We start from the raw sequence: 15,467 nt of genomic DNA on the forward strand, positions 1-15,467 counted from the left end.
AGCTAGATGTTACAAAAGTTAAAAAGGCAGCTATCATTAACTGCACAGGCATTTTTAGGACAACGTTTAGAGCCAAAGGTTGTAGTGTTCGAGTCCGACGACTGGGGCGGCATACGCATGCCATCTGTAGAGACCTACCGTATCCTAGCCGAAAAGATGCCGATGATCAAAAATGATCGTTTTAGCAAATTCGATAATTTAGCCTCTGCGGACGATCTTTCGGCGTTGTTTGAGGTGTTGCAAAAGCACAGAGATAGTCGTGGTAATCCTGCCATATTCACTTTTAACGTAACTACAGCCAATCCTGATTTTAACGAGATTTTACATCATAACTTTGAACGTTTTATTGTTGAGCCTTTTCATCAAACTATTTTACGGGAACAACCTGGAGCATTATCAATGTGGAACGATGGATTTTTCGCTGGTTTATATCGGCCACAGTTCCACGGCCGAGATCACATTCATCAACAACGTTGGTTGACCCATTTAGTTAACGGAGATAATGTCGTACGTGAAGCATTCAATAATAGAACTTACGGGTTTGAAAGCAATTTTGACGGTACTGAGTATCTGCTTGCCGCTTACGATTACCCGTCTGCTGAAGATCATGAAATTTGGAAAGCGAGTATTGATCACGGCTTGCAGATCTTCCAAGATTTTTTTGATTTCGTACCTCGTTCGTTTATTCCTCCATGCTATATAGCGCCTCAGCAACTCGTAAGCTATCTACAAACAAAAGGAGTAGACACCTTACAGGGAAAATTATATTCTTTCGAACCACAGGGTTTGAGCAATGGAAAAAGAAGCTATCAAAAGAAAATCAGAAAGGCTGGCCTCAATACTAAAACTGGACATATCAATATTGTAAGAAATTGCTTTTTTGAGCCTTCCAGAGGAAAGGGAAGCCAATGGGTTTCCGATTGCTTGGAGAGAATGGAGGTAGCCTTTAAATGGGGTAAACCTGCCGTAGTTGATACCCATAGGGTGAATTACATCGGCTCGATAGTGGAAAATAATCGTAGAGAAAACCTCATGTTGTTAGATCAGCTGCTTACGCAAATTAAACGCAGATGGCCTGACGTTCAATTCATGAGTTCTGATCAATTGGCACAACTTTATAAGGGTAAATAATGGAAAAGAACAACAAAATTGTTTTTGTGCTCAATAATATTGCCGGTGGAGGTATCGCTAGAGTAGTAACTACTTTCGCCAACCAAATTGCACAAATGGGCACACATCAGGTTTACTTAGTAGTGATGCACAAGAAGGCGCCGCTATATGCCTTACATCCATCAATTCATTTGATTGAGAATAACGCAACTCGTAAATCTGGCGGAAAAATTAGTTATATCTTCCGTTCGGTATTGTTCATTCGGCGGGCGGTGAAAAGTATTGGCGAGTGCACCGTAATTGTCAATGGCGAATGGCTTAATGCGTTTGTTTACCTGTGTTTGAAAGGCATCGTTAACAAAGTATATCTTGCCGATCATTCCAACCCTCAACGCTCTGGACAATCGCCTTTTCCTTTTGTAGATAATTTCGTTTACCCACGTGCTACTGGAGTACTGGTTTTATCAGAAGCTGCCAAGCAAAAAGTAGCGCAACAATACGCCCAAAAAAATATTTTATTGCTAGATAATCCAGTTACGTTTCCAGCGCAAGCAATTGTCTCAAAACAACAAGCAATAATTTGCATGGGTAGGCTATCTACAGAGAAGGGCCAAGATGTTTTAATTGAGGCCTTTTCAAAAGTAAAAAACGATTGGAAGTTATGGTTTTTGGGAGATGGCCCAAGCAGGAAAGAACTGGAAATTTTAGCACAAAACTTGGGTGTTGCAAATCGAATAGTTTTTTTGGGAATGCAACAAGACACTGCGTTTTATCTTAACCAAGCAAGTATTTATGTAATGCCTTCGTTAACGGAAAACTTTCCTATGGCTTTAGTGGAGGCGATGTCTCTAGGGCTGCCTTGCATTGCTACCGATTGTATGCCCTGGAGAAAACAAGACGACTTTATTGTGGATGAGTTTAACGGGCTAAAGGTGCCAGTAGCTAACTCCGATGCGCTAGCACAGGCTATCGATCGTTTGGTTTTTGATGAACAATTACGTGAAAATCTTGGAAAAAATGCTGCAAACATCAAGCAGCAGTTCAACATAGAAAGTACCGTTAATAAATTTATGGAGTATATTTCATGAGTCAAAATTATCCTCTTGTAAGTATTATGATGCCAGTTTTTAATGGTATCGAAACGCTGGAACTAGCTACAAACTCGTTAGTACAGCAAAGCTATCGAAACTGGAAGTGCGTAATCGTAAACGATGGCTCTACGGATGGCACCAAGGCATTTTTGGATCAGCTTACCGACCCACGTTTCTTGATTATTCACTTTGAAACCAATAAGGGACGCCCAGCGGCCAGGCAAGCAGCGCTTAACGCCGCCGAAGGCGAGTATTTAGCCTTTCTTGATGCTGACGATTTTTATCATCCTGAAAAGTTAAAGGAACAAATAGCGCTTTTGGAGCAATTTCCAGAGGTAGCATTAGTGAGCTGTGGCAATGCATGTTACGACGCTAATTTCAACTTGGAAACCGTAAGGGGATGTGGAAATGGAATCCCAAAAACCTATCACTTTGGCGCCAAACTTACTTGTGCACTACGTACATCGGTTGTTAGACTGGCATTAGCCACTACAATACCTTTCAATGCTAAGCTAAAACATGCGCAAGATACCGATTTTATGCAACGGTATCTGGTTGGAAAGCAGTACATCAGCATGCCTCAAGTATTGTACTACTACTCTGAATTTGTATCCGTTACAGGAAAAAAAATCCTTAAGACCTATTATTACTCGCTCATTCATCACAGTAGCTTATTAAAACACGCTTTTTTACCCAACCTTAAAGCAATGATCGTAACCATAGGAAAATGTGCTTTTACGGCGTTGGTGTTGCCTTTTACGGGGGTTGGGTTTTTCTTAAAAAAACGCGGACGTATTCCTACACCATCGGAACTGGAAGACTATAAACAAGTAAGTGTTAAACTAGATATCCATGGAAAAGCCTAAACGTATACTCATTGTAGCAACTTCCGATATCCATTTGCAGGTATTCCATTTGCCTTACTTTGCCATGCTAAAAGCAAAGGGTTATGAATTGCACGCCGCTGTTGAAGTTCGTGGAAATGCACAAGTGGAAGGCATAGATCAACTATTTGATTTACCCTTTAAAAGAACTTTGTTCACCACCAAACTTTTTACTGCCTACCGTAAGCTAAAACAAATTATAAAAGAAGGAAATTATCAGCTTATACATTGTCATACCCCAATTCCTGCGGCTTTAACCAGGCTTGCCGCAAAAGGCGCACGTAAAGTAGGAACTAAAGTAATGTACACTGCGCATGGCTTCCATTTTTACAAGGGAGCACCATTTAGCTATTGGGCAACCTATTATCCTGCCGAAAAATATCTTTCTCGTTTTACTGATGCTATTGTAACTATCAATAATGAAGATTATGATGTTGCTAAAACTAAGTTTAAAGCAGGGCAAACGTTTTATATCCCTGGTATCGGGGTAGATACTAAACGCTTTAAACCAGTTGATGCTATTGATAAAGAGCTAATTAAATCGAAGTTGGGCTTGCCAAAAGATTCGTTCGTGCTATTTTACGCGGCTAACTTTATTCATCGTAAAAATCATCAATTCATTATAGAATGTTTACGCGATATCAAAAGGCAAATTCCTCATCTTAAAGTGCTCTTTGCAGGTTCAGGTACTTTGTTTCCTGCAATGCAGGAGCTGGTTAATGAGATGGATTTAACGGATACCGTACACTTTTTAGGTTTTAGAAAAGATGTTAATGATCTTTTAGCGATAACCGATATCAGCATCTCTGCCAGTAGGCAAGAGGGCTTAGGCTTAGCTTTGGCCGAAGCAATGATCAATAATGTGCCGGTAGTGGCTACAGTGGACAGAGGACATAAAGAGCTTATTACTCATGGTGTAAATGGCTTTTTGTTTCCACAAGGCAGTCAACTGGAGTTTGCACAAAGTGTCGTAAAACTTTATCATGATCAAGTTTTAGCGAAAGAATTTTCTCGGCGTAGTGCAGAGCATATCAAAAAGTTCTTTATTGAAAATTCGCTAGCTGAAATGGATAAGATATATAACAAATTTTTATTGAAGTAAAAGATGATCAGCCAAATTAAAAGAGCTCTAATTTCTACTTTTAGAAACATTCCCGGTAAAGGGGTGGGTAAAAAAGTTGTTGTAATAGAATGCGATGACTGGGGCGGGATAGGTGTGCCGTCGGTTGAAGCTTATCAAAGTCTCAAAAAAGCTGGCCTGCCAATGGATAGTAGTAGGTATTCACGTTTCGATACGTTAGAGTCGGCTACCGATTTGGAAGCGCTATTTGAAGTGCTTACACGCCACAAGGATAGCAGAGGTAATGCCGCAGTAATGAGCCCATTTTATAACACTGCTAATCCAAACTATGAGAAAATCAGCGCAAATGGCTTTGCTCATTATGAAAGGGAACCGCTACAAACATCAATTAGGGAAAGAGCCAAAGGTGACGTCATCAAAGCTTGGTCCGAAGGCATAAATGCTGGTATTTGGATGCCTGAGTACCACGGCAGGGAGCATATTGCTACGGCAATGTGGCTTAGGGCGTTGCAGGGTAGGGATGAAAAAATGAGCGCTGCATTTGGTCATGGTTTTGCATCGTACTCGCCTGAAGGTACACCGAAAGTAGCGCAGAACTTCAGACCTAATTTTTACATTGAAAGCGATGCTGATTTGAATAGCTTAAAGCAGGACATGCTGGATGGAATTTCTCTGTTCTTTGAAGCTTTTGGCTTTTACCCCACTGTTTTTAATGCGCCAAATGGCGTGTTCATTGATGGCTTCGATCAACATCTTATGGCGCATCAAATCCGTTATAACGCCGTTCCTCGCCAACGTTTGGATAGGGACGCTAACGGCCAATATCGACTTAAAACTTTTCGTACCGGCGACAAAACGCCCCACGGAATGACCGTATACGTACGCAATTGTAATTTCGAACCTACAGAAAAATCGTATGCAGGTTTGGGACATGCCTTGAGCCAAATACAAGGCGCATTTATTTGCGGGAAAGCTGCAGTAATCGGAACACATCGTGTCAATTTTGTTGGAGGAATGGATGAAAAAAACCGTTCGAAAGGCTTGGGTGAGTTAGATCGATTATTATCAGCGATTACCAAAAAGTGGCCAGATGTTGTTTTTATGAGCGCTAAGGATTTTACTAATTTATTGTAGCTATGAAGTACCTCACCAAATTTGTATTTTCTGTTTATAATCAACTCAGCGGAGGGAAAATTGAAAAAAATTACCTTGTAATTAAGGCCCATCACGAGTTTGAAAAAGAGATAGATGTAAAAGATGTGGAAGCCTATCTTCAATCACATAACATTAAAGGAACACTGGCGGAACAACCTTTAATGACCAAAAAAGATATCTCAAGAAAAATCGAAAAGGTTAATGCAAGTGCCATACACAGCTACGCTTACACTGGCGGTTCTTACGGCGAACCTTTTAAAATTCCATACTCTAAAAACAGGGCACTTATCAAAACTGCCTCATTTAAATATTTTAACGAAGCGGCGGGCTATCAAATTGGTGATGCATTTATGCTTATTGCGGCAAAACAGAAGCCAAAGTGGTGGCAGTTTTTGAGAAATGAGCACCGTTTGGTGCCTACTAATTTAACCGCTGCAAAAGTGGCCGAAGCGGTGAAGCACTTGGTCGACCAGCGCTTAACAGTGGTAATCGGATTCCCTTCCGTGATTTTTGAGCTAGCATCCTATATTAAACAAAATCAAATTCCGCACTTCATTAAATCGGTGATTTTTACTTCAGAACCTATAGAAGTTGTTAAGAAACAATACATCAAAGATGCGCTGAAATGTGAAGTGATTGATAGGTATAGCAATGAGGAAGTTGGCCTGATTGCGCAGCAAAAAACATTTGGAAGTGCATATTACACCAATAGGTACAATGTGGTGGTTGAATTGCTTGATGATCAATTGCAACCGGTTAAAGAGGGTGAAGTAGGGAAGGTGGTGGTTACCGATTTAGCTGCAGATTTGGTGCCGATAGTAAGATATGATACCGGAGATTTGGCTGTTGCCCACGAGTATAGAAACGGACAATTGTATGCAATTAGCAGTATTTCTGGAAGGATTGCTGAGCAATTGTTTGCTACCAATGGCGCACCAGTGGCTGGTTTAGCGCTTGGTCCGCTAATTCATATGCCTTTTAGTACCTCGGGCTATTTTCCACAATATCAATTTGCCCAAATCGCAAAAACGATGTATCAGTTGCGAATTAGGAAAACTACCAGCGAAATACCTGCAGCTGTGCTTGAACAAATTACGAAAAACCTCAAAAATGTATTGGGTGATAACGCCAACATCGAGCATTTATTTGTAGATGATATTAAACCGCAACCATCGGGAAAACGCCCCATTTATAAAAATGAAATGCAATAAATATGTATAAATCTACATTTAAGCGCTTATTAGATATTTTCGTTTCCTTAGTTGCGCTGATGGTGCTCTCGCCTGTCATATTGATTACGTTTTTACTGTTAAAGTACGCTAAGCGTGGTAACGCCTTCTTTCTGCAGGAGCGTCCAGGCTATAAGGAGCAACCTTTCTACATCATCAAATTTAAAACTATGAGTGATGATAGAGATGAGAACGGAAATCTATTGCCCGATGTACAGCGAACAACTAGCATTGGTAAAAAGATAAGAGCACTTTCTATTGATGAGTTACCCCAACTGATCAATGTTTTAAAAGGAGATATGAGTTTAGTTGGTCCAAGACCACTGCTGTTTAAATACATTCCGCTGTACTCTGCAACGCAGCGCACACGCCACAATGTTCGTCCAGGTATTACAGGTTTGGCACAGGTAAGTGGTAGAAACTCAATTTCGTGGACTAAAAAGTTCGAGTTAGATGCCTATTATGCTCAACAGGTGAGTTTCATGTTAGATGTTAAAATTTTGTGGCTTACGGTGTTGAAAGTAATAAAGAAAGAGGGGATAAACCAGTCGGCTGAAAGACCCATGCAGCCTTTTGACGGTACTAATTAGTTATCCTAATACAGGAAAAAGATGAAAAAAATTATAATTGTTGGTGCTGGAAGCGTTGGTGGGCATATTGCCAGTAATCTAGCACTTTATGGAATAGAAGACCGTTTAATGGGCTTTGTAGACGATGACCTGTCTAAGCATGGTAGCAATTTTTGTGGTTTTCCTATTTTGGGAGATGTAGCTTGGTTAATGGATAAAGCCGATTTAGAGGTGATTATAGGCATTGCTTTCCCTCGAATGAAAGCGATAATAGTAAATAAGTTAGCCGTTAACAGTGAACTTGAATTTCCAACATTAGTGGCAAAAAACGCTTGGATTTCCAATGGTACCACTTTGGGTAAAGGCGTAGTAATTTACCCAGGTACTTGTATCAACTACGGGTCACAAATTCAGGATTTTGTAGTGATGAATATGAACTGCGCAGTTGGACATCATTGTACTATAGGCAAGTTTTCGTCGTTAGCGCCAACTGTTAGTTTAGGGGGGCATAGCACTGTTGGTTTTTCGGTAGAGTTGGGTATAGGATGTTCAACACTTCAGGGTGTGAACATTGGTAGCCAAACGGTGGTAGGTGGACAATGTTTGGTACATCAAAATTTACCTGAAAACGTAGTAGCTGTAGGTGTGCCCGCCACTATAAAACGCCATTTAACTCGCTAGGCCGTGCTCAACGTAACTTCTCAAATTTTGTTGTTCATAAATACACTTTATTTACATAAAGTATCACAACAATACCATAAATATTCCTATATGGAATACTTGCGCTAAGTTTATTTGACAATTCATTTAACCACAACAACAATAGCAAAATTTTTAATCGTTAACGCAGTAAAAACAAAATGAAATTCAGAATTCTTTCACCAGTTTTAATATCCGTTGTACTTTTTTCAATAGGATGCAAAAAAGATCAGCAGGACGAAGCAGAAACAACTCAAGAAGTTGATTTTAGAGCAATGAAAGTGGCAGATGGTTTTGATTACTCTACTACATTAACGCAAACTCTTAAAGTCGACGTTCATTTATTAGGCGACATTCCTTATAAAGGCGCTGAATTTGATGTTTGTTTGGATAATCCAGATAGCTATTTGGATCAGCCGGCAGAACTGAATAAATTACGTGTAGTTCGTTCAATAAAATTAGATGAGAATGGTCATTTTGAAACGGAATTAAAAGTACCTAGCCATATCAGCAAAATTTATTTGCTATCTAAATCGGTAGGTATGCCTGAATATTTTGAAGTAGAGCGTACTTCTCAAGGCTATCAGGTAAATTATAATCCTTCGCAACCTACTAAGAAGACTTCTTCTGTATATAATTTCATCGATAGCAGGTCACTTCAAGCTACTGGTCCACAAAATGTGCAGGCAGTGAGATCTTGGAATAACGTTGGTTTTCCAGATTATCTGACAAATCCAGTGTACGTTAACCCAAGTTTCTTGCAACGTTTTAAAACTGCATTGCCTAAAGGCGTTCCGGTTCCAGTGGCGTCAAATTACCTTGATTCCTCTATTCCAAGAAATATTGTACTTGATTTAAAGCCTGGTCAAACTGCTAACGTGAGCATCACTTTCATGTTTGCAAACTCGTCAAATAAGAATACTTTAGGTTACTACTGGCATCCAACAAATGCAAAGCCAACTTCGGCTTCGGCTATACCAGCAGGTAACAAAGGCTATATCTTTCCTAGTACTTCTAGAACAAATACTACCAATTATAGTGGCTTAGTTGCTGGAAATACAGTGGAACTTATCGGTCCTAATGCTGATGGTTCATTTCCTCCAAACACTACTATTGGCTTTTTCTTGATAAGTAACAGTTTTACTCCAACTGCCGTAGGCACGCCAGGTACAATTAATACAACAAGAACTACATATTATTCTGACTATATTTTGAACGCTGCGGGCTCTACAGGTTATATGGCAGGTAAAAAGGAACGCATGGTAACACTTTATGACGAGGCAACTAATAAAATTGTTTGGTCAATTGAAGATGGTACCGATGGCGACTATTCTGATATTGCGTTTTTCGCAAGCTGGAATCCTAACGAGGCTATCGATGTGAGGAATTTCCCAAAACTACCTACGGTTCCTAGAACTGACAGCGACTATGTTTTTTATCCTGCTAAAAATGTAAAAGGCACGTTGTTATTTGAAGATTGCTGGCCGCGTTTAGCTGATTTTGATATGAATGATATGGTTGTTCACCACAATTACACTGGTTTAATTGATCAAGTAGAGCAAAATAAAATTAGCGAGGTTAACTTTACTTTTGATTTAGCCTCAATATCAGCACAACAAAACAATGGGTTTGCAGTATTAGTTCCTAATGCTACGCCTGGGCAGGTGGCTATCGTTACTAACCTCAACTTTGATGGTGCAAACATCAATTCTAATAAATCTTTAAACTATAGTGTTGAAAGTGGACATACAAATGACGTTGTAATTAAAGTTTTTGATGGAGCTACAACAATTTTAGGTGGCAATAATGTGAATAATACTGGTGCTGGAAGCATTACCAGAGCTGCCGAAACATTCTCGTTCACTGTGAAATTTAACCCAGCTATTCCTTTGGCTGATTTTAACAAGATATCTCCATTCTTAATCCCTCGAGGAAATAGAAACTATGAAATACACCTTGCTAACAGAAAGCCATCTGTAAAGGTTAATAGAGCCTTGTTTGGTACTGATGACGATAACTCATCGGTAGCGGCAAATAGATATTATCTAAGTAATACTAAAAATAGTGCTGGAAATATTACATGGGCTATCGATGTTCCTGAAAAAATCCCTTACCCTAAAAGCGGTCAATCTATGACAGCCGCTTATCCAAGGTTTGTACAGTGGGCTACATCAGGAGCAACTACCAACTTAAACTGGTATACCAACAGTGAGGGCAATAGGATATTAGATAAACTTACAAATTCACCTAATTAACAAATAAATTTAATTGACGACTAACGTGTTGGAAAGTGGCATGAAGTAACATGCTGTGCTTGTTTAAACTATGATTTTGAGAATAAAGAATTTTGCCTACAGTTTAAAATATCGCATTTCCCTGTTATTTATAAAACGCTTTCGGATACAGCTTAACACAGATCTCAATCATGATGATAAGGTAATTGTTTCTCTCACTACCAAGCCAGATAGAGTACATAAAGTTTGGATGGTAATCGAATCAATCCTAAGGCAGTATGAAAAGCCCGACGCCATTATACTTTATTTGGCTTTAGATGAGTTCCAAAATGAAAATACGCTACCTAAAAGGTTGTTAAAACTAAAAAAAAGAGGGTTGCAGATTGTATTTGTTGCAGATAACCTAAGACCTCATAATAAATATTTTTATGCGATGTCTTCGTTTCCTAAGGCAAACATTATCACAATTGATGACGATAAAATCTATCCCCCTCATTTGGTAAGTACTTTGAGTCAATATGCAGCACTTTATCCCAATAAGATATGTGCAGTATTAACAAGGAAGATAAAGTCAAAAGATGGCCAGTTCGATACTTATTTGAACTGGGATGTGATAAGAGGAAATAGGGAGCCATCTCACAGTTTGTTAAACCTTGGCGTTGGTGGGGTAATTTATCCAGCGGGCGCTTTGCATAAAGATTTATTTGATAAGGAATTATTGAAAACTAAAACGCTCTTAACCGATGACATTTGGATTAAAATTATGGTCATACGAAATAATACCAAAGTGGTATCGTTGGCAGGTTTATTCCGCCAGCCATTTATTTCGCTAACTGGCCTCGGTAAAGAACAGCTAATGTTTAACAATATATACGGAGGAAAGAACGATAAGGTTTTTAATGATTTATTATCGTACTATAATATTGACCTTGATAAATTTCAAGACTAAGCTTTTAGAATGAAATCTGTAGAGTTTTTAGGTTCGTCTGGAGTTGGAAAAACGTATATGTATCGCAAGTTATTTGAAACGTATACCACTAGCCAATACTTAAATGTACGCCAAGCGTGTATTAAGGCAGCGGTAAACTTGGAAATAACCTTCGGTTTTAATAGGCAGACGTTATATAACATTCTTTTCGGCAGTAAAGTTTTTGAAAAGAAAAAATATGGATTATCGAGGATGATTTTGATGAATCGCCGCAATAATTGGAACGAAAAAGTGAATTGCAAAATATCGTGGGACTTACTAAACAAATACTTAGCTACAGAGGAGCGCAGTGAAGTAGTAGCTAAGCGAATGTCCAATTTTGATAGGGGGGTTTGTTTGTATGGGGCACTTAAAAGTACGTTGCATCAAAATCATGTAGTAGTTTACGACGAAGGGGCGCTTCACCATCACCACGGATTAGGACGTAGTATTACTACCGATTATAGTTTTAATGAAATAGAACAAGACGAAATATTAAATCCAGATGGCGTAGTTTTTTTCGACTTGCCTTTTGAGGAGCACATGTCAAGAGTGATAGAAAGAAAGGCAAAAGGCGTCAATACATTTAGTCATGGGCAACTTTCTGCTAACGAATTAGAAGCTTATGTAGCAAAGGATGTATTCGCGTACAAAGAGAAGATAACTGCATTAAAAATGCTAAATGTACCTGTGCTCCATGTGCAAGCAAATGAAGATGAAAACGCCAACTTGGAACAGATTAATGTTTTTTTGAACAAATTAAATTACGATGCTTAATATCAGAATTTTAAAGACAACTAAACTTTTTTTATTAGCTAGCTTGTTAGCGTTTAGTGCTTTAGCTCAAGATGCAAGAGTATCGCAATATCATGCTATGCCGTTGGTGGTGAACCCGGCGCAAACTGGTGATTTTGAAGGTAAATTACGTATCCTAGGTTTAGCTGCCAAGGTAGATAACGATATCCAGCACAATTATATCTTCAACGGCTCTGCAGATTTTAATGTGGGAAAGGCCGAAAACTGGAGTTTTGGACTAAACTACATGAGATCAGGAGCGCCGGCATTTCCGGTAAGTGGCCAATATTTTGGTGCATCCGCCGCAAAAAGATTTTATCTGGATAAAGCAGGTTTGCAAACCTTAAGAGTGGGGGCTCAGGCTACCTACATCACTGGCGGTGCAAATATGTCCAAATCAAACTACGATAGGTTACTAGATGTTGGTGCTTTCAGATACTTAGATAAACCATTGGTTTCTTCAATTACCGGTGATGAAACTTCAACCTCATATTTAAACTACAGTGTAGGTGTAAAATACAAAATTGAAATAGGTAGGTTGCGTATCGAAACAGGATTTTCAGCTTATAATATTACCAACCCCAATCACAATTTGCAGTATGAAGGGGTAAATACACTATTGAAACGCTATCGCGTAACTGCGGTGAGTAATTTGCATTATCAATTTAGTCAAAAAGATGCTGTTAGGGTTGAGCATTATTCATGGAAAGAAGGAATTTTTCTTCGCGATTACAAAGCTAAACGCGACACTACAGGTATACATGAAACCACTTACAGCCTTACGTGGTTGCATAAAATCAAAAACAATACGGTTTCATTGGGTGCCTACAGCAGATCATGGCAAGCGGTTTATGGTATTGCTACTGTTAATCTTTCGGATAGGGTTGGTATAAGCGCAAGTTATGAATTCCCAATTTTGAAAGATTATTACAACGTTTCACACTTGGAGCTGGGTTTAAGTTTCTATCCTTTTGGTAAAAAGACTTCCATTAAAAAGCAAACTGAGACCTTCCGTAAACAAGTGACAGGGCTAGTGCCTAAGGGCGTTACTTTGTGTCCACCTTGTGATTCAATCAGGATTGTTAAAGAAACCACGCCTGAAATTGCAAAAAAACCGGTAGAAGTAGTGCCTGCTAAAGTTAATATACCACGTATGCCTATCAGTCCAAATTTGGGTGATGCCATGCTTTTTGCCGACACCGTTTACTACGATTTGGATAAATACAACATTAGACCAGATGCTCAGGTAAAACTAAATCAAGTTGGCCGTTTAATGAAAAGGTTAAACTTAACCTTGGATGTTAAATCACATACCGATTTAAGGGCAAGTATAGCCTACAATAAAAAGCTTAGCGAGCGTAGGGCCGCATCAGTAAAATCTTACCTTACTGCTTTGGGCGTTAACCCATCGAATATCGAGACATCGTTTTATGGTAAAAGTGAACCAGTGGTGGGTTGCTCAACTTGTATAGATAGTTTGCAAGAGAAAAATCGCAGAAGCGTACTGATGTTAAAAGGCTTCAATGATGTAAATCTTCAGAAGATATTAGACGAAGGTTTATTTGGGCCAGAGGTAAAAAACAGAGCGCAGCTAGAAGCTAAGATTAAAGCGTTGTTGACATTAGAGGAAGCCACCAATGCTAGCTTCTCCAACGGCGTGTCGGCTACGTTAGCCAACGACAAATATTACACCATACAGGTAGCTAGCGTGAATGCTGAAAGTGAAACAACTGCACTCGACCTGAGGTGGCTGAACATGTTTAGCGAACGAAGCCAAGATGGTATGCGCAAATACTTTTACGGGCTGTTCCTTAATATGGATCAAGCACAAAAAGCAATGGAAAGTTTGCAAAAACTAGGTTTAAATAACACTACAATAAAAGAAGTAGGATTAGTACTGAATTAGAAAACTGCCTTAATCATAAATGATATGGAACACTCGCTAAAAAGCAAGATTTGGTTAAGTTCACCTCACATGTCTGGGAAAGAGCTTTCATACGTTGAAGAAGCCTTTCGCTGCAATTGGATCGCTCCGCTTGGTCCACACGTTGATGTTTTTGAAAACGATCTGTGTAGATACAATGGAGTGAAGCATGCAGCCGCACTTAGTTCAGGTACGGCAGCTATACATTTAGGCTTAAGAATGCTTGATGTACAGCCAAATGATTATGTGCTTACCCAAAGTTTAACATTCGTAGCCTCAGCTAATCCAATCAAATACTTAGGAGGTATGCCGGTGTTTATTGATTCTGAAAAAGAAACTTGGAACATGTGTCCTAAGCAACTTGAGAAGGCAATTATTGCCTGCATGAGGGGCGAGGTAATTACACCAACTGGAAAGGGCGAAGCTAGACTACCGAAAGCGATTATACCAGTTCATTTGTATGGTATGCCAGCCAACATGCAGGAAATCATGCGCATCGCTAATGAGTACGGTATACCTGTGCTGGAAGATGCCGCTGAAGCTTTAGGAAGTACCTTCGACAAACGTGCCTGCGGTGGTATAGGGAAGCTTGGTGTGCTTAGCTTTAATGGCAATAAAATCATCACCACAAGTGCTGGAGGTGCGTTGTTGAGCAACGATGATGAGATGATTAAACAAGCTAAATTTTTAGCTACCCAGGCAAAAGACGTAGCGAAACATTATGAGCATACACAAATGGGCTACAATTACAGACTAAGTAATATTTTGGCAGGTATAGGCATTACTCAGCTAGAAATTATTGATGATAGGGTAGCGGCCAGAAGAAGCAATTTTAATTTCTATAGCAAATATTTTTCAGATATCGAAGGAATTGACCTATTGCAGGAACCAAACGAAAAATACTTCTCAAACAGATGGTTAACTACCATTAGTGTTAATCCGAAGCTTACAATGGGAATTACCAGAGATGATATTATGACGGCACTTGCTTCTGAAAATATCGAATCTAGGCCAATTTGGAAACCTATGCATTTGCAGCCTCTTTATGCAGCCTATCCATATTTTGGTAGCGGAGTTTCCGATGATATTTTTAATACCGGATTGTGCCTGCCTAGCGGAAGTAATTTAACGCAAGAGGACTTACAAAGAATTACGGAGGTATTTGACGGATTGTTTCGTAAAAGCAAGCATGCACAAGTAAAAGTAGCAGTTAATTTTTAAGCTATTAGTTTAGTATAATAAAAACAATTTTTAAAACTCAGCCGTTTAATATATCAGCTTTATATAACAGGCATTAGTTATAATAATGGATAAAATTAAGGTTTTACTAGTTGAAGATGACCTCGCAATAGGTATACATACTCGTAATTTTTTAACCAAAAACTCTTGTGAGGTTTTTTGGGCTCAAGATGGCGAAGAGGCCATTGAGAAATACCTGAAATCCGATTATACCTTTGACGCCATTGTTGCCGATATTTTAATGCCAAAACTAAACGGACTTGAGCTGTTAATGTACGTTAGAAAAGAGTGCCCAATAAACACCAGGATAATAGGAATGACTTCCGGATTCTCTGGTTACCTCAGCTCTTTATCTTCCGAAAAATTTGACTTTTTACTCAACAAACCGGTGGACCTCAATTATCTTTTACAACTGATTAAAAAAGAGGAATAATAGCTTCTGCAGCAACTTTATCGAATTGCTAGTCACTGTAGTTTTTAGTGAGAAGAT

At 39.1% G+C, this 15,467-nt stretch carries 14 protein-coding genes; all 14 read left to right on the plus strand.

Going from position 1 to position 15,467, the window contains the following annotated elements; genetic code table 11:
- The first annotated feature begins 6 nt into the window (after positions 1 to 6).
- The 14 genes from ACY2A0_RS15270 (at position 7) to ACY2A0_RS15335 (ending at position 15,410) form a co-directional block, all read left to right on the plus strand.
- Positions 7 to 1,131: a hypothetical protein gene (locus ACY2A0_RS15270; protein ID WP_461790332.1), complete on the plus strand. Its 1,125-nt coding sequence runs from the start codon at positions 7 to 9 to the stop codon at positions 1,129 to 1,131.
- Positions 1,131 to 2,198 (plus strand): glycosyltransferase, encoded by a 1,068-nt coding sequence (locus tag ACY2A0_RS15275; RefSeq protein ID WP_461790333.1) that lies wholly within the window; start codon positions 1,131 to 1,133, stop codon positions 2,196 to 2,198. Before ACY2A0_RS15270 ends, ACY2A0_RS15275 begins: the two co-directional genes overlap by 1 nt.
- 26 nt (positions 2,199 to 2,224) lie before the next feature.
- Entirely contained in the window at positions 2,225 to 3,067 is an 843-nt protein-coding gene (locus tag ACY2A0_RS15280) for a glycosyltransferase family 2 protein (RefSeq protein WP_461790334.1), read from the plus strand.
- Positions 3,054 to 4,187, plus strand: a complete 1,134-nt coding sequence (locus tag ACY2A0_RS15285; protein ID WP_461790335.1) for a glycosyltransferase family 4 protein — start codon at positions 3,054 to 3,056, stop codon at positions 4,185 to 4,187. Before ACY2A0_RS15280 ends, ACY2A0_RS15285 begins: the two co-directional genes overlap by 14 nt.
- Positions 4,188 to 4,190: 3 nt before the next feature.
- Complete coding sequence (locus ACY2A0_RS15290; RefSeq protein ID WP_461790336.1) at positions 4,191 to 5,300, plus strand: hypothetical protein; 1,110 nt, start codon at positions 4,191 to 4,193, stop codon at positions 5,298 to 5,300.
- Between the two features lie 2 nt (positions 5,301 to 5,302).
- Complete coding sequence (locus tag ACY2A0_RS15295; protein WP_461790337.1) at positions 5,303 to 6,532, plus strand: hypothetical protein; 1,230 nt, start codon at positions 5,303 to 5,305, stop codon at positions 6,530 to 6,532.
- A 2-nt stretch (positions 6,533 to 6,534) separates the two neighbouring features.
- Positions 6,535 to 7,140 carry a sugar transferase gene (locus ACY2A0_RS15300; RefSeq protein WP_461790338.1) on the plus strand — a complete coding sequence of 202 codons (606 nt, stop codon included), beginning with the start codon at positions 6,535 to 6,537 and terminating at the stop codon, positions 7,138 to 7,140.
- A 21-nt stretch (positions 7,141 to 7,161) separates the two neighbouring features.
- Positions 7,162 to 7,800: a PglD-related sugar-binding protein gene (locus ACY2A0_RS15305; protein ID WP_461790339.1), complete on the plus strand. Its 639-nt coding sequence runs from the start codon at positions 7,162 to 7,164 to the stop codon at positions 7,798 to 7,800.
- Between the two features lie 179 nt (positions 7,801 to 7,979).
- A complete protein-coding gene (locus ACY2A0_RS15310; RefSeq protein ID WP_461791595.1) occupies positions 7,980 to 10,073 on the plus strand; it encodes an LruC domain-containing protein in 2,094 nt (697 codons plus the stop codon).
- A gap of 70 nt (positions 10,074 to 10,143) precedes the next feature.
- Positions 10,144 to 11,001, plus strand: a complete 858-nt coding sequence (locus tag ACY2A0_RS15315; protein WP_461791596.1) for a hypothetical protein — start codon at positions 10,144 to 10,146, stop codon at positions 10,999 to 11,001.
- A gap of 9 nt (positions 11,002 to 11,010) precedes the next feature.
- Positions 11,011 to 11,796: a hypothetical protein gene (locus tag ACY2A0_RS15320; protein ID WP_461790342.1), complete on the plus strand. Its 786-nt coding sequence runs from the start codon at positions 11,011 to 11,013 to the stop codon at positions 11,794 to 11,796.
- On the plus strand, positions 11,789 to 13,720 hold the full coding sequence (locus ACY2A0_RS15325; protein ID WP_461790343.1) for an OmpA family protein: 1,932 nt from the start codon (positions 11,789 to 11,791) through the stop codon (positions 13,718 to 13,720). The genes ACY2A0_RS15320 and ACY2A0_RS15325 overlap by 8 nt, the downstream gene beginning before the upstream one ends.
- 24 nt (positions 13,721 to 13,744) lie before the next feature.
- Positions 13,745 to 14,959 (plus strand): DegT/DnrJ/EryC1/StrS family aminotransferase, encoded by a 1,215-nt coding sequence (locus ACY2A0_RS15330; protein ID WP_461790344.1) that lies wholly within the window; start codon positions 13,745 to 13,747, stop codon positions 14,957 to 14,959.
- 85 nt (positions 14,960 to 15,044) lie between these two features.
- Complete coding sequence (locus ACY2A0_RS15335) at positions 15,045 to 15,410, plus strand: response regulator (RefSeq protein WP_461790345.1); 366 nt, start codon at positions 15,045 to 15,047, stop codon at positions 15,408 to 15,410.
- Positions 15,411 to 15,467: the final 57 nt, after the last annotated feature.

Source organism: Pedobacter sp., from assembly GCF_965249885.1.
GTDB lineage: Bacteria > Bacteroidota > Bacteroidia > Sphingobacteriales > Sphingobacteriaceae > Pedobacter.

What these genes read in the sequence shown, in the direction of transcription:
- ACY2A0_RS15270 (WP_461790332.1), top strand. Translation starts at nt 7, where the DNA reads ATGTTACAAAAGTTAAAAAGGCAGCTATCATTAACTGCACAGGCATTT.
- ACY2A0_RS15275 (WP_461790333.1), top strand. Translation starts at nt 1,131, where the DNA reads ATGGAAAAGAACAACAAAATTGTTTTTGTGCTCAATAATATTGCCGGT.
- ACY2A0_RS15280 (WP_461790334.1), top strand. Translation starts at nt 2,225, where the DNA reads ATGATGCCAGTTTTTAATGGTATCGAAACGCTGGAACTAGCTACAAAC.
- ACY2A0_RS15285 (WP_461790335.1), top strand. Translation starts at nt 3,054, where the DNA reads ATGGAAAAGCCTAAACGTATACTCATTGTAGCAACTTCCGATATCCAT.
- ACY2A0_RS15290 (WP_461790336.1), top strand. Translation starts at nt 4,191, where the DNA reads ATGATCAGCCAAATTAAAAGAGCTCTAATTTCTACTTTTAGAAACATT.
- ACY2A0_RS15295 (WP_461790337.1), top strand. Translation starts at nt 5,303, where the DNA reads ATGAAGTACCTCACCAAATTTGTATTTTCTGTTTATAATCAACTCAGC.
- ACY2A0_RS15300 (WP_461790338.1), top strand. Translation starts at nt 6,535, where the DNA reads ATGTATAAATCTACATTTAAGCGCTTATTAGATATTTTCGTTTCCTTA.
- ACY2A0_RS15305 (WP_461790339.1), top strand. Translation starts at nt 7,162, where the DNA reads ATGAAAAAAATTATAATTGTTGGTGCTGGAAGCGTTGGTGGGCATATT.
- ACY2A0_RS15310 (WP_461791595.1), top strand. Translation starts at nt 7,980, where the DNA reads ATGAAATTCAGAATTCTTTCACCAGTTTTAATATCCGTTGTACTTTTT.
- ACY2A0_RS15315 (WP_461791596.1), top strand. Translation starts at nt 10,144, where the DNA reads ATGATTTTGAGAATAAAGAATTTTGCCTACAGTTTAAAATATCGCATT.
- ACY2A0_RS15320 (WP_461790342.1), top strand. Translation starts at nt 11,011, where the DNA reads ATGAAATCTGTAGAGTTTTTAGGTTCGTCTGGAGTTGGAAAAACGTAT.
- ACY2A0_RS15325 (WP_461790343.1), top strand. Translation starts at nt 11,789, where the DNA reads ATGCTTAATATCAGAATTTTAAAGACAACTAAACTTTTTTTATTAGCT.
- ACY2A0_RS15330 (WP_461790344.1), top strand. Translation starts at nt 13,745, where the DNA reads ATGGAACACTCGCTAAAAAGCAAGATTTGGTTAAGTTCACCTCACATG.
- ACY2A0_RS15335 (WP_461790345.1), top strand. Translation starts at nt 15,045, where the DNA reads ATGGATAAAATTAAGGTTTTACTAGTTGAAGATGACCTCGCAATAGGT.